At 73.7% G+C, this 21,203-nt stretch carries 23 protein-coding genes and 1 pseudogene; 13 read left to right on the plus strand and 11 right to left on the minus strand.

The genetic code is table 11. The annotated features are described in order from the left end of the window. Positions 1 to 1,383 precede the first annotated feature (1,383 nt). The 5 genes from ACFW1A_RS04595 (at position 1,384) to ACFW1A_RS04615 (ending at position 4,385) form a co-directional block, all read left to right on the plus strand. The gene (locus tag ACFW1A_RS04595) at positions 1,384 to 1,629 is read left to right on the plus strand and encodes a hypothetical protein (protein ID WP_380404056.1); all 246 of its coding nucleotides are present in this window, start codon (positions 1,384 to 1,386) and stop codon (positions 1,627 to 1,629) included. Positions 1,630 to 1,638: 9 nt separating this feature from the next. Beyond that, on the plus strand, positions 1,639 to 2,610 hold the full coding sequence (locus tag ACFW1A_RS04600) for a helix-turn-helix domain-containing protein (protein ID WP_380404059.1): 972 nt from the start codon (positions 1,639 to 1,641) through the stop codon (positions 2,608 to 2,610). A gap of 103 nt (positions 2,611 to 2,713) precedes the next feature. Then, the gene (locus tag ACFW1A_RS04605) at positions 2,714 to 2,980 is read left to right on the plus strand and encodes a DUF6959 family protein (RefSeq protein ID WP_380404062.1); all 267 of its coding nucleotides are present in this window, start codon (positions 2,714 to 2,716) and stop codon (positions 2,978 to 2,980) included. Between the two features lie 703 nt (positions 2,981 to 3,683). Next, positions 3,684 to 3,821 (plus strand): hypothetical protein, encoded by a 138-nt coding sequence (locus ACFW1A_RS04610; protein WP_380404065.1) that lies wholly within the window; start codon positions 3,684 to 3,686, stop codon positions 3,819 to 3,821. A gap of 210 nt (positions 3,822 to 4,031) precedes the next feature. Further along, positions 4,032 to 4,385 (plus strand): hypothetical protein, encoded by a 354-nt coding sequence (locus ACFW1A_RS04615; RefSeq protein WP_380404068.1) that lies wholly within the window; start codon positions 4,032 to 4,034, stop codon positions 4,383 to 4,385. A 602-nt stretch (positions 4,386 to 4,987) separates the two neighbouring features. Here ACFW1A_RS04615 and ACFW1A_RS04620 read toward each other — a convergent pair. The 3 genes from ACFW1A_RS04620 to ACFW1A_RS04630 all read right to left on the minus strand — a co-directional run bounded on the left by ACFW1A_RS04620 (position 4,988) and on the right by ACFW1A_RS04630 (position 8,422). Then, complete coding sequence (locus ACFW1A_RS04620; RefSeq protein ID WP_380404071.1) at positions 4,988 to 6,250, minus strand: cytochrome P450; 1,263 nt, start codon at positions 6,248 to 6,250, stop codon at positions 4,988 to 4,990. Between the two features lie 299 nt (positions 6,251 to 6,549). Next, positions 6,550 to 7,290 carry a hypothetical protein gene (locus ACFW1A_RS04625; RefSeq protein WP_380404075.1) on the minus strand — a complete coding sequence of 247 codons (741 nt, stop codon included), beginning with the start codon at positions 7,288 to 7,290 and terminating at the stop codon, positions 6,550 to 6,552. Positions 7,291 to 7,858: 568 nt separating this feature from the next. After that, complete coding sequence (locus ACFW1A_RS04630; RefSeq protein ID WP_380404078.1) at positions 7,859 to 8,422, minus strand: hypothetical protein; 564 nt, start codon at positions 8,420 to 8,422, stop codon at positions 7,859 to 7,861. A 169-nt stretch (positions 8,423 to 8,591) separates the two neighbouring features. On the opposite strand from ACFW1A_RS04630, the gene ACFW1A_RS04635 reads away from it, so the two are divergent. After that, positions 8,592 to 8,780 carry a hypothetical protein gene (locus tag ACFW1A_RS04635; protein ID WP_380404080.1) on the plus strand — a complete coding sequence of 63 codons (189 nt, stop codon included), beginning with the start codon at positions 8,592 to 8,594 and terminating at the stop codon, positions 8,778 to 8,780. Between the two features lie 190 nt (positions 8,781 to 8,970). Here the strand turns inward: ACFW1A_RS04635 and ACFW1A_RS04640 are convergent, their stop codons facing one another. The 3 genes from ACFW1A_RS04640 to ACFW1A_RS04650 form a co-directional block, all read right to left on the minus strand. After that, positions 8,971 to 9,381: a spore-associated protein A gene (locus tag ACFW1A_RS04640; protein ID WP_380404083.1), complete on the minus strand. Its 411-nt coding sequence runs from the start codon at positions 9,379 to 9,381 to the stop codon at positions 8,971 to 8,973. 77 nt (positions 9,382 to 9,458) lie between these two features. Then, positions 9,459 to 9,929, minus strand: a complete 471-nt coding sequence (locus ACFW1A_RS04645; RefSeq protein WP_380404086.1) for a hypothetical protein — start codon at positions 9,927 to 9,929, stop codon at positions 9,459 to 9,461. A 172-nt stretch (positions 9,930 to 10,101) separates the two neighbouring features. After that, positions 10,102 to 10,251 carry a hypothetical protein gene (locus tag ACFW1A_RS04650; RefSeq protein WP_380404089.1) on the minus strand — a complete coding sequence of 50 codons (150 nt, stop codon included), beginning with the start codon at positions 10,249 to 10,251 and terminating at the stop codon, positions 10,102 to 10,104. Between the two features lie 325 nt (positions 10,252 to 10,576). On the opposite strand from ACFW1A_RS04650, the gene ACFW1A_RS04655 reads away from it, so the two are divergent. Continuing rightward, the gene (locus ACFW1A_RS04655) at positions 10,577 to 11,551 is read left to right on the plus strand and encodes a LuxR family transcriptional regulator (RefSeq protein WP_380404091.1); all 975 of its coding nucleotides are present in this window, start codon (positions 10,577 to 10,579) and stop codon (positions 11,549 to 11,551) included. A gap of 491 nt (positions 11,552 to 12,042) precedes the next feature. Further along, positions 12,043 to 12,306, plus strand: coding sequence for a hypothetical protein (locus tag ACFW1A_RS04660; RefSeq protein WP_380404094.1), 264 nt, complete (start codon positions 12,043 to 12,045; stop codon positions 12,304 to 12,306). A gap of 354 nt (positions 12,307 to 12,660) precedes the next feature. On the opposite strand, the gene ACFW1A_RS04665 is transcribed toward ACFW1A_RS04660, so the two are convergent. After that, positions 12,661 to 12,876: a hypothetical protein gene (locus ACFW1A_RS04665; RefSeq protein ID WP_380404097.1), complete on the minus strand. Its 216-nt coding sequence runs from the start codon at positions 12,874 to 12,876 to the stop codon at positions 12,661 to 12,663. Between the two features lie 165 nt (positions 12,877 to 13,041). On the opposite strand from ACFW1A_RS04665, the gene ACFW1A_RS04670 reads away from it, so the two are divergent. Continuing rightward, positions 13,042 to 13,629: an SMI1/KNR4 family protein gene (locus tag ACFW1A_RS04670; RefSeq protein ID WP_380404100.1), complete on the plus strand. Its 588-nt coding sequence runs from the start codon at positions 13,042 to 13,044 to the stop codon at positions 13,627 to 13,629. Positions 13,630 to 13,764: 135 nt separating this feature from the next. On the opposite strand, the gene ACFW1A_RS04675 is transcribed toward ACFW1A_RS04670, so the two are convergent. Continuing rightward, positions 13,765 to 13,893, minus strand: coding sequence for a hypothetical protein (locus ACFW1A_RS04675; RefSeq protein WP_380404103.1), 129 nt, complete (start codon positions 13,891 to 13,893; stop codon positions 13,765 to 13,767). Positions 13,894 to 14,169: 276 nt separating this feature from the next. On the opposite strand from ACFW1A_RS04675, the gene ACFW1A_RS04680 reads away from it, so the two are divergent. Then, positions 14,170 to 14,796, plus strand: a complete 627-nt coding sequence (locus tag ACFW1A_RS04680) for a SigE family RNA polymerase sigma factor (protein WP_380404106.1) — start codon at positions 14,170 to 14,172, stop codon at positions 14,794 to 14,796. A gap of 5 nt (positions 14,797 to 14,801) precedes the next feature. Then, on the plus strand, positions 14,802 to 15,416 hold the full coding sequence (locus ACFW1A_RS04685) for a hypothetical protein (protein WP_380404109.1): 615 nt from the start codon (positions 14,802 to 14,804) through the stop codon (positions 15,414 to 15,416). Positions 15,417 to 15,635: 219 nt separating this feature from the next. On the opposite strand, the pseudogene ACFW1A_RS04690 reads toward ACFW1A_RS04685, so the two are convergent. The 3 genes and pseudogenes from ACFW1A_RS04690 to ACFW1A_RS04700 form a co-directional block, all read right to left on the minus strand. Further along, positions 15,636 to 16,106 (minus strand): annotated as a pseudogene (locus ACFW1A_RS04690) (transposase); the annotation flags it as partial. Beyond that, the gene (locus ACFW1A_RS04695) at positions 16,091 to 16,300 is read right to left on the minus strand and encodes a hypothetical protein (RefSeq protein ID WP_380404112.1); all 210 of its coding nucleotides are present in this window, start codon (positions 16,298 to 16,300) and stop codon (positions 16,091 to 16,093) included. The gene ACFW1A_RS04695 and the pseudogene ACFW1A_RS04690, both read right to left, overlap by 16 nt. 126 nt (positions 16,301 to 16,426) lie before the next feature. Further along, entirely contained in the window at positions 16,427 to 16,930 is a 504-nt protein-coding gene (locus tag ACFW1A_RS04700; protein ID WP_380404114.1) for a hypothetical protein, read from the minus strand. A 1,732-nt stretch (positions 16,931 to 18,662) separates the two neighbouring features. Here ACFW1A_RS04700 and ACFW1A_RS04705 point away from each other — a divergent pair. Both ACFW1A_RS04705 and ACFW1A_RS04710 read left to right on the plus strand, forming a co-directional pair. Then, positions 18,663 to 19,097, plus strand: a complete 435-nt coding sequence (locus ACFW1A_RS04705; RefSeq protein ID WP_380404117.1) for a hypothetical protein — start codon at positions 18,663 to 18,665, stop codon at positions 19,095 to 19,097. 861 nt (positions 19,098 to 19,958) lie between these two features. Next, positions 19,959 to 20,834: a peptidoglycan-binding protein gene (locus ACFW1A_RS04710; protein ID WP_380404120.1), complete on the plus strand. Its 876-nt coding sequence runs from the start codon at positions 19,959 to 19,961 to the stop codon at positions 20,832 to 20,834. Positions 20,835 to 21,203: the final 369 nt, after the last annotated feature.

The following is a 21,203-nucleotide window of genomic DNA, read 5'->3' on the forward strand; positions in this document are numbered from 1 at the left end:
GGCCGGGGCTGCTCGCGCCGGTCCCGATCGCGGTGCGGTGCCGCGGGCCGATCCGCAGTGCCCGGGCCGGCTGCTCCCGGGTCACTGCCGAGTGCGCCTTCTGCCGCCGGCGCGGGCCTCTCCCCGGTCCTCGGGGCGTGGTCCTGGAGCGCCGGTGGACGAGCGGTTCGCGCAGCGGTCCCCCGGCGGGCCGACGATCGGCCGTGGGAAAGCTCCCCCCTTGGCCCCGCCCTTCGGGGGCAGAAGGCCGGGAATCGAGTGCTGCCTTCGGCCGGGAACCTGCGCGCGGCACGGCCGCGCGGTGTCCTGTGCGACAACGGCCGCGATGGTGAGCCGGGCAGCGGTCGGGGTGTCCGGCCCGGACCCGGGCGTGGTGGTGCCTGCACATCCGTCCGGGCCGGACGGATGTGCAAGCTTGGGTGCGGCATGGTGCCGCACCCGGGCCGGCCCTGCTGGAACAAGGCCGGCCGGTTTCCCCTGGTGGTGTCGAGTGGCAACGGCCGGGGAGACCGCGTCAGGAGGACCCGTCCGAGCGGACGGGGGCATGGGTGAGCTGTGTCCCGGGTCTTTGACCTGTGGTCGTCCGGACAGGCGCGCGGGCATCGTGTGGCGATCGTGCGGCAAGGGGAGGCGGCGGCACGGACGCGGTGTGCCGGCACGGCCGCAGGCGGGCGGCCGGAGGCCGCAACGGGAGGCGATGCCTCTGTCCCGCGGGCAGGCGCGGTTGTGCAGGAGGGGTGGGGGCCGGTTCGGCGACGACCGGGCTGCAGGCGGCCGGGAGGATGCCGTCCTGGTCCGGGCCCCTGGCGGGCGGGGGCTGTGGCGTGCGGACCTCATCGGTGCTGCCGCGGTCCCTGGGCCGGGGCAGTGCCCGGGCTCGGAGACGGGAACGAGGGGGGCGGGGGCGGGGAGGCTCGCTCGGAGGACGGGCCGCACGCCGGCACCGCACGGCCCGGTCCCGGCGCGCGTCCGCCAGGACCCGCGAGACGGTCGGCGGCGTCGTGGTGGTCATGTTCCCCTCCTCTCCGATGGGCACTTGGTGGCGCAAGTGCCTGGGCACTACCCGGTGGCGTCGGGTTGTCGCCCTCCAGAGGATCGGCGTTCCGGCGCGGCCGGACAACCCCCCTCGTCCCGACGACGTGGGATGCGCGCCCGCTGCCCGCGGGCCGAGCGGCCCCGCCGACCGCCCGCCGACGTGCGCACCTGCACCTGATCCTGTTTCAACGTGCGGTGGGACAAAGTGAAACGGATGGCTCGGAGCCGGTGGACGCCTTGCTTCGAGACGCCGCAGGGTATGCGTGAGGTCCATGTCCGCCCGGCTCTGGAAGGCCGGCCGCACTGCTCCTGGGCCTTGATCGAGTGGCAACGAGCCAGGAGGAAGAATTGAACAGTAGGAAGAACGCACCCGCGAACGCGGCGTGCGTCGAGAAGGCGACGGCGAACAGCGGCCCCCGGGTGCCGGCCTCGGAGACGGTCGTCGTGGTCGTCGTCCTGCTCCTGGCCGCCGCCCTGATCGTGAACGGGATGCCGGCGCGGACCGCCATCACGACGCTGACCGTGGCGGGGACGCTCGGTGTCGAGCTGGCCCGCCGCCTGGCCGCGGCGCCCGCCGTCCGCCGGGCCTGCTAGGAGAGCGCGGTGGGGCGCGAGAACAGTGCCCTGGCTGAGCAGAACACCCGGGTGCTCGCGCAGTGGCTTCGGTCGCTGCGCGAGCGCTCGGGCCTGACCTACAGCCAGCTGGCGCACAAGACGTCGCAGGCGGGCATGCCCGTCTCCACCAGCACCCTGTGGCGGGCCGACGGGGGCCGCTCGACGCCGACCTGGGCGGTGGCCGAGGCCTACACCCGGGCCTGCGGCGGATCCGTCCGCGAGGCCGAGCGCCTGTGGATCAGGGCCCGCAGCAGCCCTCAAGGCCGCAAGGCCGTGGCGACGGCCATGTCTGCCCGGCCGGTCAAGGCCCTGAGGTACATCACGGAGCGGGCCGAGCTGCTCCACGCCATGTCCCGGCTGCGGCTGCGCGCCGGAAACCCCTCCCTGCGGGAGCTGGAGCAGCGGGCGTTTCGCAACGGGGTCAGCCACCTGCCGCACAGCACCCTGCACGGGGTGCTGTGCGGCCGGAGGGACTGCTCACGGCCGGTCCTGGTCGAGTTCGTCCGGGCCTGCGGCGTGGGCCCCGCCCGCGAGCGCGACTGGATCGCGGCGTGGGAGCGGGTCGACACCTACGACCGCGGGGGCAGCACGGTCCTGTCGGACGTCCGCCGCAGGCTCGCCGCAGCCGAGGAGGAGGTCAGGCGCCTCAAGCAGGCCATGGGGTCGCAGGACCCGGCCGACGCCCCCCGCTCCGCGACCGCTGACGCCCCCGCTGCGGAGCCGGTTCCCCTGCCCCCGACGTGCGAGCAGCCCCTGGTCCCCGCCCGGGGCACCAGGTCTGCCCGGCCCGGGTGGTGGCAGATCCGGCCCCGCGCGCACCGTCGCCGGCCGGGTCGCGCGGGGCCGGAGCGGACCGGCCGCGACAGCGGGGGCCGGGCGTTCGCCGAGAAGCTGCTGTCCGAACCCCCACCGCCACGGCCTGCCGCGGGACGTTTCGACTCGCCGCAGGCCGTGCCGTAGGCCCTGCCGTCGGCTCCGCGGCGCAGGAGCGCCGCGGGGTCGGGGCCCGGGCGGAGAGGACCGCGGCCGGTCGCGATCGTCGTGTCCCCTGTTGGATGGCCTGGTGGAACACATAGCTGCTGAGCTGTTCACCGATCCCGGCAACAACGCCGTCGTGCGCCTGCCCCCGCGCCGGTTCCCGGGCGTGCTCATCCAGGGCGATTCCCTCTCGGTCATCCGCGCGGAGGTGGCCGAGATCCTGGAGGCCTGCGACCGGGGTGACGTAGGCGAAGCCCACGAGGTCGCCGCACTTCTCCTCGCAGACCTCGACGGCCTGCTGGCCCGCTACGCCGCGGCGTTGGAGGACCACGGAATCGCCCGACCGTACTGACCGGGCAGCCGCAGCCGTCACGAAAACGCGGCCGGAGCCGCGAAAACGGCCAAGCCCGCTCCCTGTTCCCCCGTTGGCCGGACCGATCAACGGTCCGAGGAAGGCGGGGAGCAGGAAGAGCGCATCGGGGCCCGCCGACCGAAGGCGGGCGGGCCCCGAGGGTTGACGGCGGATCAGAACATGGCACTCGCCGCAGCGGAGGACCACCGGGCATGCGGCCGACGAAGGGCCGGGCTGCTGCGTCCCGGGTCGGCCGGCAGCGCGACGAGCGGTGATCGGCTGCCGACAGGGCGGGCAGTCGCGGGTTGCAGCCGGCTCCAGGGGGTCGCGGGCCGGGGCCTGCTGCCGGCTCGGCGGTGCGCGAGGCCCCGGGTGTGCGCGGGACCGGCGCCGCAGTGCCGGCCGGGGCCGGGGTGGTGCCGGCCGGGGCCGGGGCGGGGGCCCGAGGGGCCGTCAGATGCCCGGCGGCCGGCCGCCCCCGGCAGGGGGTGCGGGCCGACCCGGCACGGGTGGGGAGCCCGGCGGGACCGAGCGGCTTCGAGGTGAGACCGGCCGGGGTGCGGCTGCGCGCCCGGGGCGGGGGCGGAGGCCGTCTGGAAGAACCCCACAAGACGGTCGGCCGGTCTTCGTTGTGCGACGTGCCCGTCTCACAACGGCCGTTCTCTGACACTTAATCAACGGCGCCGCTGCGCCTGGGAGGGAGGTGTCGCCCATGTTCGGAAGGGCATTTTGGCGGACGGTCCAGACAGCGATTGAGGACCGTACCCGGACCGTCCGCCTGATCGCGATTCTGGTCACGATCGGCCTGATCACCGTACTGACCGCGCTGGCCGGCAGGTGACGTGCGGCCCGCGGTGTTGAGGCAACAACCCCGCGGGCCCCCAGACTCCCCCACCGTACGAGACGCGATTGTCGGACGCGATGCGTTCGCCGACCAGCGGAGGGCGGGGTCTTTGTAGGTTTCCCAAGGAGGCGGGGCGCCACAGGCGCCCCCACCTGCGGATTCGCCCGTATCACCGGTCGTCCGCGCCCAACGGCAGGAGCACCCTCCATGACCGACCCGCAGCCCACCCCGGCCGGCCCGCACAGGCGCCTGCCCGTACCGGACACCTCGTGGTGGACGACGATGCTGCAACGGCGCACCGAAGCCGCTCAGCACGTTCCCGCCCCGCCGCCGCCGCGGCCCAAGCCGGTGATGACCCGCCGGTCCTGGTACCTGGACCGCGAGGTCTGCGAGAGCTTCTCGGCGTGCGTCGCCGAGATCCACCGCCGCACCGGTGCCCCCAAGCACGACATCGTCGCCGCGCTGCTCACCGCAGCGATCGAGCACAGCGGCACAGTGGCCGAGCAGTTCGACCGCGTGCCCGAACCCGGCGCCCCCGGGGCGCGGAACAGCACCCGCTGACACCCGGGACCACGCGCAGGTGCGGAGCCCGCCGGGTCCGGTGGCCGCCCGCACCTGCGTGTGTGCGTTGACGGGCCGTCAAGCGGCGGCGTACGGCGGCGCGGCGGCGAACCCCAGGGCCGCGGCACGGTGGCTGCGGCGGCGCGGTGCCGGGCCGTCCAGTGCGCAGTCGGAGGCGTTCGAGGCCGGCTGTGCCCGCTCGTGCCGACCGCCCCGTGGAACGCGGCAGCCGGGCGGGCCCGGCCGCAGCGGCCTGACGGCCTTTCCGGGACCGCCAGGCTCAGCACGCCCGGCCCGCCCCGGCCACTGCCTGCACGGCCGCGTCACGCGCGGCCGTCGCCCCCCCGGTGCGCCTGGGCCGGACACGGCACCCCGCCCCGCCCAGGCGCACCGGACGGGACGGCGCAGGACCGGTCGGCGCAGGACGGGACGGCGCAGGACCGGTCGGCGATCGGGGTACCGGTCGGCGTGGGCCGGGCCGGGCGCGCCGCCGGGGCTGCGGCGGATCCCGGTGCCGGTGGCAGGACGTGCACCACGTCTCGTCCGGTCGGGGTCGCCCCGAACGTGCGCCGTGGCGTCGCCGTGCGACGGGCGGGGCGGGCTCAGGCGGGCGCGGCCGAGGGGGCGGTGGTGGTGGTGCGTGGGGTGGGGGAAGGGGTGAAGGTGACCTGCAGGCCGGTCAGGCCGCGGAAGTTGAGGCTGCGTTGCCAGGACGGGGCGGGGCCGGCCGGCTTCCAGTCGGGCAGGCGGGTGAGGAGCGCCTGCAGGACGATGACGCCCTCCAGGCGGGCCAGTGCCGCGCCGAGGCAGAAGTGCGGTCCGTAGCCGAAGGCGACGTGCCGTGCGCCGGGGCGCTGGAAGTCCAGCCGGTCGGGGTCGGGGAAGACCGCGGGGTCGCGGTTGGCGGCCCCGCACACCAGGAGCACCGCCTGCCCGGCGACTATGGGGCGCCCGGCGAGGTCGAGGTCGTGGCGGGCCCGGCGCAGCATCAGCTGCACCGGGCTGTCGTAGCGCAGGAGTTCTTCCACCGCTGCGGGGATCAGCTGCGGTCGGGCGCGCAACTGGTCGGCGGCCTGCGGGTGCTGCAGGAGGGCCAGGGCGGCGTTGCCGATGAAGTGGGTGGTGGTCTCGTGGCCGGCGATCAGGAGCAGGGCGCAGTTGGCGAGGAGTTCCTCGAAGTCCCGGTCGCCGTCCTGGGTGCCGGCGGCCAGCAGTGCGCGCAGGGTGTGGGGCTGGGGCGGGCCGTCCTCGCGGGTGAGGAGCGCGCGCAGGTAGGCGAGCATCTGCTCCATGCTGCGGGAGGCGGCCCGGCTCTCCTCGGCGTCCAGGCGGGAGCTGCCGATGGCGGCGGCGATCGGGTCGGACCAGGCGGACAGGGCGGGCCGGTCCTGTTCCGGGACCCCCAGGAGGTCGCAGATGACGGCCAGGGGCAGCGGCCGGGCCAGGTCGGCGACGATGTCCAGGCGGCCCGTCGGCAGCGCCGGGGCCAGGATGCGGTCGACCTCGTCGGTGATCCGGGTGCTCAGCGCCGCCACGGCCCGCGGTGTGAAGGCCCTGCTGAGCAGGGACCGCAGCCGGGTGTGGTCGGGGGCGTCGCTGTAGAGCATCTGGCGGCTCAGGACCCGTGCCAGCGGGCGCAGTTCCTCGGACACCGCTTCGATGTCCGGGTAGCGCACCGAGGAGAAGCGCGGGTCGCTCGCGGTGGCGGTGACCACCTCGTGGCCCGTGGCGACCCAGGCGTTCAGTGTGCGGTCCCAGTAGAGGTCGTGGGTGCTTCGCAGGTCCCGGTAGAAGTCGTAGAGCCTGTCCTGGTTCTGCGGTCTGAGGGCCGCCAGCAGCGAGGACGGCGTCGTGTGTGCGCTCACCGCCGCAAGGTAGCACCGCGCACCGGTGCGGGAACGGCCCGTGCCCGCACCGGTGCCGGCGGCAGGGCAGCATCCGCACCCGGCCAGCTGACGTCTACGCGGTCTTCAGCCTCCCCGGGCCGGGACGACCCAGTGCCTCACCGGGATCGTCACCACCTCGACGTGATGCACAAGTACACGGCTCGACATCGCCGATTCCACAGAGAAGTGTGAAAACGATCAAGAGAGCCGTGTGCGGCCGAGCCGGCTTCCGACTACTACGGACTCGAACCCTCAACCCGCACACAGCCTCGGTCACGTCACGGAATCCAGCCCGCCACCACCCGCTCGGCCACCGAGAAGCCGGTCCCGCAGTCCGGGCAGGCGGCCCGCCCGAACAGGTACCGGACGCCACGAGCCACGCCCTCCTGGCCATCCGCCACTGCCCGCGTGAACAGCCTCTGCGCCAGCGCGGACAGCTCCTGCGCTCGCGCCGGTTGGAGCGGAAATTTCTGCACTTCCCGCAGTGCACAGTCGTCGGTGCAGCAGAAGCAGTCGTCGTCGTCCTGCCCGATCACCACGAACATGTTGACGCCGCAGGAGGGGCAGTCGACCTCATACTCCCCGGTCCGCAGGCCATCCAGCGAACGGTCCCAGATCTCGACGCCCTCGAAGGAGAGCAGGGCCTGCAGCAGGTTCACGTAGTCCTCGCCCCCCGCCGTCTCGCGCAGGCGGCGATCAGTGAGCTCGTGCAGGACCGCAATCGAAGCCGGGAACAGCACCAGGGGGCTGTCAGGATCGGCCGGCCCGGGCGCACAGGAAGCGATTGCTCCCGCTGCCAGCAACACCCAGTCCAAGGTCTTCGGGCTGCCCCCGGTCGCGATCTCGGCCAAGCGCGGAAGTGCCGCGAAGCCGGCGGTCAAGGCGGTGTCCAGCTGCGGACACAGGTGGTCCATCAGCTCGGACCACACACCGCTCGGATCGGCCTCGAACCGGTCCAGGAGGCCCGGCACATGTTCCGCGGAACCGCACGCGTCGGTGAGCGCCGACCAATCCGTCATGCGGTCATCCAACCAGCCGGCCCTGGAACGGTCGCACCGGGTCAAGCGACTCCAGGATCATTCACGGCAATCGCGGTCAGAACCAGATTCAAAGCCCCCCTCACCACCGCCGCCCGCCGCACCGCCGCCCGCCGCACCGGCGCCCGCTCCCCCGGCCGGGACACCACCGGCCCCACACCGGCCCCAGACGCCGGCCCCACGCCGGCTCCGGATGCCGGGGAAGCCTCCGGCGGGACACCGCGTACAGGTGGAAGGCAGCGGATCGGCAATCGTGCACACCGGCCCGCTGCCCCCGCCGCAACGGCCCGCACCGGCAGGGCGGGGCGATCGGGTGCCGGCCGCCCGCCGGGTGCGGTGGAGGCAACTCGCAGGCCACGGCGGCCGCCTGGTCGCTCCGCGGCAGCCGGGATCCGCGGACCACCCTGCCGGGAGCCGGGCCCGGCGGCCTGCGGCGCGCAGCAGGTGCGGGGCGGTGCGCAGCAGGTGCGGGCCGGGGCGGTGCGCAGCGGGTGCCGGGCCTTCGTGGTGTGCCGGGAGGGTGCGGGGGTGCGCGGGGGGCTTTGTCGGATCAGGTGAAGCAGTAGTTCAGGTTGGCGCCGGGCGCGCCGACGCGGTCGCCGTAGGTGCCGGTGGACCAGGTGGCGTGCCCGCTGGTGTTGTAGAAGACGAGGTTGCCGTCGCCCTGGACCTCGGCGTGGCCGCCGGGGGCGGGGTTGAGGGCGCCCATGGTGCACACGGTGCCGCCGGAGGAGTTCAGCAGCTTGACGTAGCCGGACTGGGACCAGTCCAGGCGCACCACGCCCTTGTTGGCGGTGCCGGAGGCCCAGACGACGGCGGGCTGGTCGCCGTCGTTCTGGATGAGGACCAGGTTGCCGTCGGAGCGGAAGGTGAGCGTGGTCGTCAGGTACGTCGAGCCGGAGTATCCGGAGCCGACCGCGTAGCTGCTGCCGGGGTACCAGTCCCCCTGCGACAGGGTGAAGCTGGCGGCCTGGGTGTCGGCCGCCATCGCGTTGCTGCCGGCCAGGCACAGCGCGCTGGCCGCGGCGACGGCGGTCACGCCGGCCCGCAGCAGTCGCCTGCGGCCCTTGCCGTTCGTGGTGGCCTTGCCGTCGGTGGAGTGGTGGAGCGGCATGCGAGGTGTTCCTTTCGGCTGCAGTGCGACCAGCGGCCGGCCCAGGGGGCGCCCTGGTGGCCGGCGCCCCGCCGGGACGTGCACGGCGGGGGCCGCCGGCTTCACTGGTCCTGCGTCGTGTGTGGGTGACATGTGCCTGGGTGGCGCGCTGTTGCGCCGTCCCGGGCGGATGGGTGTTGTGTTCGGCGCGGCCGGGCCGCCCGGTGCGGCCACCGTGGTGGCCGACCGGTCGGGGGCGACCGCGCCCACGGGTGCGGGGCGGTGCCGGGCCCGGCCGGTGCGCTTCACCGCCTCGCCCGGCCGCGGGTCGGACGGGGCCGGGGTGTGCACGGTGGCGCCGGCCCGGCCGCGGGCCTGAGGGCCCCGTTGCCGTGCGGGCCGGGCGGCGGTGCGAGGTGCGTTGGCGTGCGAGGTCAGTTGGCGTGGGAGGTTCGTTGCGGTGCGAGGTCAGTTGCAGTGCGAGGTACGTTGCGACGCGGGCCCCGCTGGGGTGCGAGGTGCGTTGCAGTGCGGGCCCCGTTGGCGTGCGGGTTGGTTGCGGTGCGGGCTCAGTTGCAGTGCGAGTCGAACTCGCCGGCGCTGTTGTCCTCGATCGCGCCCTGCCAGTCGATGCAGTGGCCCGGGGCGGTCACCTTGACCGGGCCGGCGTAGGTGGTGAAGTAGTTGACGTCGTTGGTCCACTGGCCCGATCCGGACAGCCGGATCGAGGCGGACATCAGCTGCGCGGGTCCCGGGGTGTTGCGGATCGTCACCACGCAGTTCTGGCCGGTGGAACTGTTCCAGGTCAGGAAGACCGTGCCGGCGTTCAACGGCTTGGAGTCGATGACGCTGTAGCCCGCGCCGCAGGCGCCGTTGTAGCCGGCGGCCGAGGCGGCGCCCGGCCAGCCCAGTGCCGCGGTGGCGGCCAGCAGCGCGGCCACCGCGGCCCGGGCGGCAAGGCGCCTGGTGGTCCGGTGCACGACTGCCCCTCCCCTCCCGTGTCGGGCCGCCCCGCCCGTGTGCCGGGCGGTGGGACGGCCGGCCGCGGCCCGCCCGGTCAGCAGTGGAAGCCCACGGCGCTGTCGTAGGTCGCGTCCACGCTGCCCGCGGCGTTGTCGGTCTCCGCGAACAGGCGCACGCAGTGGCCGCGGCCGGGGACCGTCACCGGGCCGGCCCAGTACTTGTAGGTCTTGCTCTCGTCCGGGGCCACCATGATCTCGGAGCACTGGCCGGGGGTGTCCCCGGAGCACTCGTAGAGGGTGACGTCGGTGTAGCTGGCGACGCCGTACAGGCTGCCGGCCTTGACGTTCACCGCGCAGTTGTTGCCGGTCGCCGAGTCGTAGAACAGGTGGGCGTAGGAGTACACGGCACCCGAGCTGGTGGTCAGCGCGTACGGGGAGCCGGAGACCTCGGTGCCCGAGCAGCCCCAGCCGGCGGCCGAGGCGGGCCCGGCGGCGAAGGTGAGGCCGCCGACGACGGCGGCGCCCAGCGCGGCACCGACGGTGGCGCGGCGGAGGATTTCACGCATGGGGGTTCATCCCAATCTCTCAGTGTGACGGTCCGGGGAAGGGCGGGCGCGCGGCCCTGTGCCGCTGCGCCGGGCCCGGCGCCGTGTTCGGGTGCACAGCTCAGCTCGGGTGCACAGCTCAGCTCGGGTGCACAGCTCAGCTCGGTTGCACAGCTCAGCTCGGGTGCGCGGCTCAGCTCGGGTGCCCCTCGCCCCGGCCGTAGCCGTCCGGTGCGAGCGGGCGCACCGGCACGCCGGAGGAGTGGGCGGTCGGCGCCGACACGGCGGCGCCGGCGCCCGGGGTGATCGGGGCAACGAGCAGGACAGCGGTGAACCGCGGCACGGCAGACTCCAACTACGCGGCGCAGACGGGGAAGTGGCCGAAGGAGCGGCACCACCTGGTGTTGTTCCCTCCGACACCAGGAATCCTGGCAGGGTGCGCGGGCCCAGTCACCGGGAAAGCACGTGCACGAAGATGCCTGGCACGTTGAGGACAGCCCGCCCGGGCCGGGCCCGGGCAGGGGCTCCCGGGAGTACGCGTTGCCGCGCGCGCGGCGCAGGCGGCGGGGACGTCCGGCCGGTACCGCCCCGCACCCGCTACTTGATCTTCCCTTCACCGGCTCGGGAGACTGTCCCGTGCCTGACTGCCAAGCTCAACGGGGAAGCTGATGCTGGAAAACCTGGGCGTGTCCCGTCCTGCCGAGGCCATCTACCGGGCCATGCTGCGACACCCCCGGCACGGGGTCGCCGACCTGGCCGCCGCCACCGCCCTGCCCGCCTCCCAAGTCCGGGACGCCCTCAACGAACTGGGCGACCTGGCCCTGCTCAAGCCCTCCGACAGCGCCGGCCTGGGACTGCGCCCGGTCAACCCCAAGGTGGGCCTGGCGGCCCTGCTGGCGGCCGCCGAGGCCGAGGCGGTGGCCAAGCAGGCACAGGTCGAGACGGCCCGGGCCGCGATCGCGGCGATCACCGCCGAGCACATGCCCACCGCGGAGGACTACGGCGCCATGCACTGGCAGGGCCTGGACGCGGTGCGCTCGCGCCTGGAGGAGCTGCAACTGCTGACCGAGACCGAGTGCCTGTCGCTGAACCCCGGCGGCGCGCACCGCGCCGACGCCCGGAGCGCCGCCACACCGGTGAACCAGCAGGCCCTGGAACGCGGCGTGGTGATCCGCGCGGTGTGCCGCGACAGCTTCCGCAACGACGCCGAAACCCTCGCCTACGCCCGCTGGATGACCTCCAAGGGCGGCCAGATGCGCACCGTGCCCACCGTCCCGGTCCCACTGGTGGTGATCGACCGGCGCATCGCGATGCTGCCCCTGGACCCCGACGACCCGCGCCAAGGCGCACTCGAGGTGAGCGACCCGGGCGTGGTCGCCACCGCCTGCGCACTCTTCGAACAGGTCTGGTCGGTGGCCACCCCGTTCGGCGAGGCCGCCCCCGCCGACGAGAACGGCTGCACCCCGCTGGAACGCACCTTGCTGGAGATCGCCAACACCGGCTGCACCGACGTCGTCACCGCCCGCAGACTCGGCGTGTCCCTGCGCACCGTACGCCGGATGATGTCCGACCTGATGGTGCGCCTGGACGCCACCAGCCGCTTCCAAGCCGGCGTCAACGCCGCCAAACGCGGCTGGCTGTAGCGCCCCCGACCCGCCCGCCCCGCCCCTACCGGCCGACCCCGGGGCACACGACGACCGACACCGACAGGCCCCTGCCCCGGGTGCCGGGCCGCGTGACGACCGGCGCCGCCGGGCCCTCCCCCGGCGGCGGGCGGCACAGCCACTGGCACCAAAGGGCCTTCCCCCGCGGCGCCGTGCAGCATGAGGACCGGCGGCGGGGCCCTCGCGCCGGCGCCGGGCGGCACGACCACCGACGGCCGGGGGCTATCACGCGTCGCGCCGTGCAGCACGAGAACCGGCGCGAGCGGGCCTTCCCCCTGGTGCCCGGCGGCACGGTGCCCGGTGCGAACGGGCCTTCCCGCGTGGTGTCGTGCAGCATGTGGACTGGCACCATCCTGCACGCTCCGTTTCCGTGACGCCACGAGCTGTGTCTGGCAGGATCTTCATCAAGCCGTCAGGCTCATGAGGTCCTCACCGATCCCCTGCCAGTCCTCCAACTTTGCGGAACCGCGATGCACCTGATTACCACTCAGCTGGTCGGCCCGGCCTCGACCCCGATCGATCCGCAGCTCCTCGCCTACGTGATCCGCTCGCACGCCGAGCCCGCCGACCGGGTGGAACACCTACGGGTGCACGTCGAACCCGGACGCATCGGCCTGGCGGTCTTCCTCCTCGCCGACAACGAGGCCGACGCCGAACAGGCCACCCGCCGGCTGTGCCACCGCGCCCTCGAAAACACACCCCTGCTCGCACAGTGGCACCTGCTCGCCTCCTGACCGACCCGCAGACCGCAGGCCCGGCACGGACGGCAGGCCCGACACGGCCCGCGAACCCGGCACCGACGGCAGACCCGGCGCAGACCGCGGGCCCGGCGTCGCGAACGCTCCGCGGACACCCGTCCGCTCGCAGCCCGGCTCCTCCCCCGGCAACCGGCCGGGTCCGCCTCGCGCGGGCGGGTGCGCACCGTGCTGACGCCCTTCGCGGCAGCAGCCCTCACGGTCGCGTCCCGCAGCGCTTCCAGCCCTGCCACCACGCCCCTGCCGTCGACCGCCAACACCGGCACGGCGGCGCCGGTACACGCCCGGGCACCAACCCGTAGACAAAGTCGATGTCCCCAGCCGCGCCGACCGTCAGCGACCGGACCCGGCGCCGGTGACCGCGCCGACCCGCCCGCGCGCACCCGCGAACGGGCCGCAAAACGCCCCGAGGGCGACGAGCCCGGCCGGCCCGTAGCCGTGCATCCCGGCGGACAGGCCCAGCACCGCGCCGGCCGGCTGCAGATCGGCCACCCCGCCGCCACGGCAGGCGATCCGGGCCACCGTCACCTTCCCGACCGCCACGGACAAGCCCGGACGACCGGCCGCGCCCGACCGGCCGCGCCCGACCACGGCCGCCCGACCCACTCGACGCCCACCGCCCCCGGCAGCCGCCGCTCGGGGTGACTGAGCGCGATATCTGTCACGTGAGTGCGGAAACCGTCACTGTCGCAGCGCTCTGGGAGGCTACGACTCGTGATCGAACCCCCACGAATCGGCGTCAGCCCGGTGATCGCTTCGGTGGCCGAGTCCTGGAACCTCATCGATGCCTGGCTGGCGAAACACGCACCGGCCAGCCTGGCCGAGCTCCGGCCGCCTGCATCGCCGGAAGCCATCGAGCGAGCCGAGGAGCAGCTCGGATTCGCGATCCCGACCGACCTGCGCGAGTCGTTGCTCTGCCACGACGGGGACGACGCCCACCTCGGTGTTCTCCCGTGCGGCCCCCTGTACTCCACGGAGAAGATCGTCGAGATCCGCGACATGCGGATGCAGATCTGGAACGCGGACGATCCGGACCAGCAGGACGACCCGTGGTGGGGAACGCTGTGGGTTCCGTTCGCGGGCAGCGACGGCGACGAGCACTTCATCGACGCAGGCCCAGGCATGTGGCACGACCACCTCGGAAGGGCCGCCCACGACGACTCCGCCCGCTTCGTCGGCTGGCCGAGCCTGGCCGCATGGCTCCACTGCGTGGCCCGGGCAATGCTGCATCATGACGACCGCAGACACACCGAGCCGGTCCACCCACCGATGCTCCCCGGCGATGGAACAGTTGACTGGTAGGAACCCCCCGATCGGTGCCAACAACCCGCAAAAGCGCAGCCGGTGACAACACCAACGCCCAAACCGTGACAGTTGCCAAGCTCAAACGGTGATGCACCCCAGGCCGCGCACCCGACCCGGTGACAGGTATCCCACTCAGTCACACTCGATCTGCACCCGCACCCGCTCCCGCACCCGCAGCTGGTCGTCGAACAGCTGCCGGACCGCCTCCCGCGTCCGAGCCTCCGGCAGCTCAGGCAGATCCTGCAGCTGCGCGTGCGTCAAGCAGGCGGCCTGCCACCCCTGCAACTCCCCCGGCCACCGCACCGAACAGCCGCCGCGAGGCGGCCGTTCGGTGCGGGCCCGCCCGTGTCGCAGGTGCCTGGGAGGCGTCGGCGCGGCGGGCATGCCCTCGCCGTGCGGCACACGCACGGGGCGGGTTCAGTACCTGTTTCTGAGGGCATGCGAAGCGGTTCCTCGGATGGGGAATCGAACATGGTTGGTCCCGGGCTGTGGCGACGGGCCCCGTCATATGTGATGTAGGTCACTTCTCTCCTCGTCGTGCAGCAAATCGTCGTGCATGGCAGTCATCCAGGCAGTCGGTATCGAGGAGGGGCACATGGAAGCATCGGCAGGCCGCCGGTGATTGCGCGTTGGCGACCCAGGGGGAGTACTGAGGGCATCGATTTCGGCGAGTTCGTGAAGCAGCGCTCGGCGGCGCTGTTTCGCACCGCCTTCTTGGTGACCGGCTGCCGGGAGACGGCCGAAGACGTGGTGCAGGAGGCGCTGGAGAAGGCCTACCGGCGCTGGCAGCGGATCTGCGCGGCCGATTCGCCGGAGGCCTACCTGCGCCGGATGGTGGTGAACCTCGCCATCGACGGCTGGCATCGACGGCAGCGGGCCGGCGAGCCCGTCGAGCTCGTCGACCGGCCCGCCGACGGTGACCCGTTCGCGCTGGCCGACCTACGGGACGAACTCGCGACGGCCCTGCTCGCCCTGCCGATCAGGATGCGCACCGCAGTGGTCCTGCACTACCTGCACGACATGGACGACCGGCAGATCGCCGACCTGCTCGACATCTCGCCCGGCACGGTGCGATCCCAGCTGTCCCGGGCCCTGGCCAAGCTGCGCGAGGCGCACCGATCACCGGGGCGCCCGCTCGCCCCGCTCGACCGTGAAGGCGTGTGACGACGATGACTTCCCACCAGCTGGGCACTGACGACGACTTCGGAAAGGCACTGGTCCAGAGCATGGAAGACTTCGCACGCTCGGCCCCCGCGCCGGCCTTCGACTCCGCCGCCATCGTGCGGCGCACCCGCCGGCGCCGGGGCGTCCTCGCGCTCACCGGTTCGGCCGCCGCTCTGGCCGCGGTCGTGACCGTGACCCTGGTCCTCGCCCCCTCGTCCAAGCCGGCCGCGGCCACCGCCCCCGCCGCGAGCCCGGCGGGCCCGGCGGGCCCGGACGGGGCTGTCCTTCCCACTGTGCTCAACCGGTGCACCATCCGTACGCTGCCCGCGCCCACGCCGTCCACGGAGCCGCTCACTGATCCGGCCAAGACCGCCATCGTGCCCGACCTGGCCGGCCTGGACCGCACAGCAGCGAAAGCAGCCCTCGCCTCGGCGGGCCTGCAGATCTCCTACACCGACGTGAGCGAGCGCAGCGCCAAGAACTTCTACGGCACCGCCTTCGCCCGCCTGGCCGGCCCCGACGGCACCGTTCCCACCGGAACGGTCCTCGGCACCTTCCCGCCGGCCGGCTGCCGACTCGCCCCGCACGACTTCGTCTCCGCGGAGGTCGTCCACGAGTGATACTCGCAGGGCGGGTCGCACGTGCTGGCCAAGCGTCCTTACCCGGTTGGTCAGCATGTGCGCCTCGACGCAGGCGAATCCGCAGACGGACCGCGTGTGGTCGTGGGACAGTGGGTCCTGGCAGGCCTTCGCGGGGGTCTGGGGCCTGTTATTCCTGAATAGCAGTCAGTCCCGCTGGGCTTCTCGGGGTGGCGGCTGGCCTTTGCGGCGGGACTGTCTCTGGGTGAGGCGCCTGGTCATCAGCGTGATCGCGGCCCAGGTGATCAGCGACTCGCAGTGCTGGACGAGGCGTTCGTAGTCGCGGGCGTGTCGGCGGGCGTGCATCACCCAGGCGTGACTTCGTTCCACCACCCAGCGGCGGGGCAGGACGACGAACCCCTTGGCGTCCATGGGCCGGTCGACCGTCTTGATGGTGAGGTTCAGGTACTTCTTCGCCCAGGTGACGAGTTGTCCGGCGTAGGCGGAGTCGGCCCAGACGATGGTGATCTCCGGGTGCATCAGGCGGAGCCGGAACAGCACTTCCTTGGCCGCGTCGCGGTCGGTGATGTCGGCTGGGGTGACCATGACGAACAGCGGCAGGCCCTTGGTGTCCACGACCAGGTGGCGCTTGCGTCCGTTGATCTTCTTGGCCGCGTCGTAGCCGCGGCTGTCCCGCCCGACGGTCTCGGCGGCCTTCACGGACTGCGAGTCTGATGCACTACGTGGTGCAGGTAGTCGAGAGCTCGGGACCGCACGCGCTCGTCGGTGTCCAGTAGCCCGGTCAGCATCTCAGGTGCGTCCTCGGCCGAACCCATGCCATGGCGCAGCGAACCCCAGTGAGTCTCGGCCAATACCGCGGCCGGGACAGGCAGGTCTTCGGCCGCGGGGGCGGCTTCGCTCGTCACGTCCGGAGTATGGCACCACCGACCGGTTCCAGCACTGCTCGCCCCCGGACGGCCGCGCCTCGTTTCGACTCCTCCGCATCCGGGTCCTCGCCCGGCCGTGACCACGCAATCGCCAAGCTCGGCGGCCTACTGCCACAGGTCCTCGCCGTCGCGCCCGCTCGGGTCCATCGTCAGCAAGTCCTCGTGAAGACCCGCAAGGAGGCGACCGGTGGGAGTCGCGTCCTCCCCGGACTCCATGACCACCCGGCCGACATCCACGCCGGAGGCGTTCACGTCCCCGCCGCAGTCCAACTCGTCAACCGCGGCGAAGACGGCCTCATAGGCAACGGCCCGGGCCAGGAGCGCAAGGTCGTTCCTGTCCGCCCCCGCATCCAGCAGTCGTCTGGCTGCCGCCACCTGCTCCAACGCTCCCGGCACGGCCCAGCCGTCGATGGCACCGCGCCACAGCGAACGGAGCAGCGCGAAGCGTGCCAGGTGAGGCTGGTTCTCCTCGATCTCCGACCTCGCCCGGTCGGAAGCGTCCGTCACACCGAGCGCGCCGAACTGCGTCCGAAGCGCCTCCGCGGCGGTCCGCTTCGACGGAGCGAGCCCGGACAACCACGACCGCCACACCGTCTCGGCATCATCCATCGCACCAGGATGCCCCATCGGCCGCCTTGCACCAGCAAGATCAATCGTTCGCGGAACCGCGGTCAGAGCCAAATCCAGGCAGCCTCATCAAGGCCGAGGCAACCGGCCCGGCGGCCCCCAAACCGAAGGGGCCCCAGCCACTGCCCGGACCGGCCGGCCGCCGGTCCGCGCGGCGGGAAGAGGAGTTGGAGCACACCCCGCCGGCCCGCGGCCGGCAGGACCGGCGGCGGACGCCGGCCCCGACCAGGACCGCGATCGGCCGGCGCCTCAACGTCCCCCACACCGTCCAGGGCGCGGGCAAGCCGCCGCGGCGCAACCGCCGCACGTACCGGCAACCGGTTCACCGGGCGATCGCGCCCGGTCGAGCGCGGTCGAGCGCGACGACGCGGCGACCGGGGCGCGGAAGAAGCAGGTGCGGCCCACAACCGGCGCAACGGCCCGATCGCGCTGGTACCGGGGCAGCCTGAACACGCGTCCGGCCCCGGGGCGAAGGTTCATCGCCGCCCAGGACCGGCCGGCCGACCGTCTGCCGGCCGTCTGCCGGCTGCCGGTCCGCGCCCCGGCCCCCAGCCCGGCCGGTGGGCCCGGTCGCTCCTGCGGCGGGATGCCGGCCGACGTCGCCTCCGCCGACCCGCACCACCCCGGGGGAACCGCCGGGCGCGGCCCGCGAAGCCCCGCCCCGCCCCGTCGACGGCTGCCCCGCCGCGACCGACCCGGCCCAACCCGGGCCGGGCCCCGCCCCAACCCGACCACCGGCAGAGCGACTTCACCCCGAGGAACGCGGCCCCACCCGTCCCACCGGCCCGGCCCTCGGCCCGGCCGGCGCCCGTCGACGCCCCGACCCAGGGGGTTGCCCGACCGAGCAGGCGGCCGCGCCCCGCCCGCATGCCCTGGGCACGGCATGCCCCCGGCACAGCGCGCCCCGGATGCCGGCCCCGGGCGCCGTGCACATCCCGCCCTTGCCGCGCATCGCGGCCCCGCACGCCGTAACAGGCCGCCGCCCGCCCGGCACGTCGGCGACACCACCCCCCAACGCCCGGCCCCGCCCCAAGCCGGCGACAGCGCTTGGCGCCGCCGCCCCCGGACGGCCCTGCCCTGGCCGGTTGCTGACGGCCCCCCACCGCAACCCCGTCCACCGTGTGCCGCGCCCACCGCGTGGTCCCCAGCCGCGAGAGCAACCCGTGCGACCCGACCGCGACAGCAACCCCCGCGCCCCGGCCGGGACGGCTCCCCGCCGAGCCCGCCGGCCTGCGCACAAAGCCTCCCCGCCGGGCCCGGCCAGTGCCCCGTAAATCGCCCCGCCAAGCGTCCTCACACGATCTGACCCCCCGCCGGCAACCGCTAAACGATCTTACACTTAGGTGCCAGGCGACTTGGTGCCACCTCTAAAGCCGTGACATCGCCGTGCACAGACGGCAGGATCTTTCTCAGCAGCGGAGAACGCCGCAAGAACCGGGCCGAGTTCCGCGCACCACGCACATGACCGTCGCAGCGGTCATTGCCCCAAGCTGTTCCACCCATTCCGCCGAAATACGCGCACCCAAAAGGTCCTCGACCGGTTGCGCCGGCGGGTGGACCGGCGCCAGGTGACCCGACTCGAACCGGAGCGCGGCGTCAAAGCGCACCGGGAAATCGGAAGTCCGGCCTGTCCGCGAATCAGGCTGCTTCCCACGCCCTCGCGGCGGCCGAGAAAACCTCCCGCATTCCCACATTCCTGAAAGGTTGTTCCGCCATGCCCATCCTGCCCAAGATCGCTGCCGTCGCCGCCCTCGCCCTGCCGCTGCTCGTCGCGGTCCCCGGGACCGCCCAGGCCTCCACCCCGAGCAGCTGTTCCAGCGTCACGCAGATCGGCAGCACCGCCTACCTCACCGTCGGCGGCGAGACGATGGCCTCGGTCAAGCAGTACAAGGGCTGCGGCAAGAACTACTCCTACATCTACGTGTGGCAGGGCTACCGCTCCGCCCACAGCAGCTGGGACGTGTGCGCGGCCATCGTCACCGGCGGCGGACACGACGTCCAGGACCCCATGTGCGACAGCAACGTCACGGAGGTGTGGTCCAGCGGCGCCGCGACCCTGTCGCAGTGCACCCAGGCCCTGGGCTGGAACGGCACCGGCCCCATCCCCTTCGCCGGCGACGTCGCCGTCAAGACCGACGTCCGCTGCTAACCCCCCCCGGCGGCGCCACAACCCGCCACCGCGGCAGCCCCCGCCACCACGAACCACCGCCCCCGACCGGGCAACGCACCACGCGTCAGCCGGCCACGCCCACCGAACCGCCCGCCGCACCCCGACCCGCCCGCCGCACCCCGACCCGCCCACCCGGCCCCGCCGGCCGGCGACAGACGGCCGGGTGAGCCGGCAGACGGCAGGCAGCGGACGGCGGACGGCAGGCAGCGGGCGGCAGGCACGCCCGCGCCGACGCCGCCCCTTGACCGCGGCCACCACGCCGGCGACAACCGCACCCGCCAACGGCGCCGCTGAGCGCCGCCCCCGCGGGCAGCCCCCGTCAGACCTCACACCCGCCAACGGCACTGCCCAGCGCCGCCCCCGCGGGAGGAGCCGTCCACCGGACCTCCCACGCGCCGCTACCCGGGCACCGGGACAAGGCGCGGGGCCGGGACCGGGGCAGGGGCTGATCCTCCATCAGACCACTGCCCCGGCCCGTGCCGCCGAGCACTGCCCCCGCGGGGAACCTCCCGCCAGACCCCGCACCCGCCCGCGGTGCTCCTGAGCACTGCCACCGCGGGAGCCCTCCACCAGACCTCACACCCATCCGCGGTGCCGCCCGGCGCCCACCGCGGAAAGCCCCCACCCGCCAGACCCCGCACCCGCCCGTGCCCGACACCGGGACAAGGCCAGGGACCGGGTCCAGGAACGGGGCTGATCCTCCATCAGACCGGTCCCCCGGCCGGCAGTGCCACCCGAGCACCCACCGCGGGGAACCCTCCACCGACCTCACCCCGCCCGCCCCCGACACCGGGAACCGGGCCGGGGCCGAACCTCCACCGAACCAGAAGGAACCACCCCATGGCATCCGCCACCAAGACCCGCACCACCGCCACCCGACTGCTCGCGGCCGCCGCCGTCCTGAGCGGCCTGGTCCTGGGCGCCGCACCGGCCCACGCCACCACCACGGCCCCGGCCACCACCACCGCCACGCTGCCCGTGGTCGACATGGAAGCCGTCGTCCTGGCCGCCCAGATCGACCCCCGCCGCGCCGACAACACCCTCACCCCCGGCGCCCACGACTCGGTCCTGGCCGTCGAACAGGCCCTGGAAGCCCGCCACCTCCTGGACTCCCGCTGGGTGGACGGCTACTTCGGCACCACCACCATCACCGCCTACGCCGCCTTCCAGCGCTCCCTGGGCTACAGCGGCCTGGACGCCAACGGACTGCCCGGCGCCACCTCCCTGGCCGCACTCGGACAGGGCCGCTTCACCGTCACCCACACCATCGGCCCCGGCGCCAAACTCCAGCGCGACGGCTACACCATCGACACCCGCACCCAGAACATGCTCACCGCCGCCGAAGGCCTCCTGGGCTTCCACCTCACCCTCTCCCAGGGCTCCTACAACCCCGGCGGCGACCCCACCTCCGCCGGCACCCACGACGGCGGCGGCGTCGTCGACATCAACATCGACACCATGTCCACCACCACCCGCACCGACGTCGCCCGCGCACTGCGCGAGGTCGGATTCGCCGCCTGGATCCGCAACCCCACCCAGGGCAACTGGCCCTGGCACATCCACGCCGCCGCGATCAGCGACACCGACCTGTCCACCCCCGCCCAGAACCAGACCGGCGACTACTACCTCGGCTTCAACGGCCTGGCCAACCACGGCGCCGACGACGGCCCCCGCATCCCCATCCAGACCTGGGAGCAGTACCAGCGCACCCACTAACCACCCACACCACCCGCACCACCCACCACCCGCACCACCCGCGCCGGGCACCACCAGCGCGATGCACCAACCGCGCAAGTCACCACCCGCGCCATCCACCCCTGCACCACCAGCGCGATGCACCACCCGCGCACCCACTGACGGCGCACCGCACCACCCGCGCCAGGCACCACCGCGCGCACCGCACTGACGGCGCACTGCACCACCCGCGCAAGTCACCCCTGCACCACCAGCGCGATGCACCACCCGCGCACCCATAAACCGCGCATCGCACTGACGGCGCACTGCACCACCCGCGCCAGTCACCACCGCGCGCACCGCACCACCCGCGCCATGCACCACTGCACCGCCGGCGCCAGGCACCACCGC

The sequence above is a fragment of the Kitasatospora sp. NPDC058965 genome (assembly GCF_042741245.1).
GTDB lineage: Bacteria > Actinomycetota > Actinomycetes > Streptomycetales > Streptomycetaceae > Kitasatospora.

Coding starts and splice junctions, on each gene's coding strand:
- ACFW1A_RS04700 (WP_380404114.1), bottom strand. CDS start 16,930: ATGGATGATGCCGAGACGGTGTGGCGGTCGTGGTTGTCCGGGCTCGCT.
- ACFW1A_RS04710 (WP_380404120.1), top strand. CDS start 19,959: ATGGCATCCGCCACCAAGACCCGCACCACCGCCACCCGACTGCTCGCG.
- ACFW1A_RS04685 (WP_380404109.1), top strand. CDS start 14,802: ATGACTTCCCACCAGCTGGGCACTGACGACGACTTCGGAAAGGCACTG.
- ACFW1A_RS04625 (WP_380404075.1), bottom strand. CDS start 7,290: ATGACGGATTGGTCGGCGCTCACCGACGCGTGCGGTTCCGCGGAACAT.
- ACFW1A_RS04615 (WP_380404068.1), top strand. CDS start 4,032: ATGACCGACCCGCAGCCCACCCCGGCCGGCCCGCACAGGCGCCTGCCC.
- ACFW1A_RS04655 (WP_380404091.1), top strand. CDS start 10,577: ATGCTGGAAAACCTGGGCGTGTCCCGTCCTGCCGAGGCCATCTACCGG.
- ACFW1A_RS04705 (WP_380404117.1), top strand. CDS start 18,663: ATGCCCATCCTGCCCAAGATCGCTGCCGTCGCCGCCCTCGCCCTGCCG.
- ACFW1A_RS04645 (WP_380404086.1), bottom strand. CDS start 9,929: ATGCGTGAAATCCTCCGCCGCGCCACCGTCGGTGCCGCGCTGGGCGCC.
- ACFW1A_RS04630 (WP_380404078.1), bottom strand. CDS start 8,422: ATGCCGCTCCACCACTCCACCGACGGCAAGGCCACCACGAACGGCAAG.
- ACFW1A_RS04660 (WP_380404094.1), top strand. CDS start 12,043: ATGCACCTGATTACCACTCAGCTGGTCGGCCCGGCCTCGACCCCGATC.
- ACFW1A_RS04635 (WP_380404080.1), top strand. CDS start 8,592: ATGGGTGTTGTGTTCGGCGCGGCCGGGCCGCCCGGTGCGGCCACCGTG.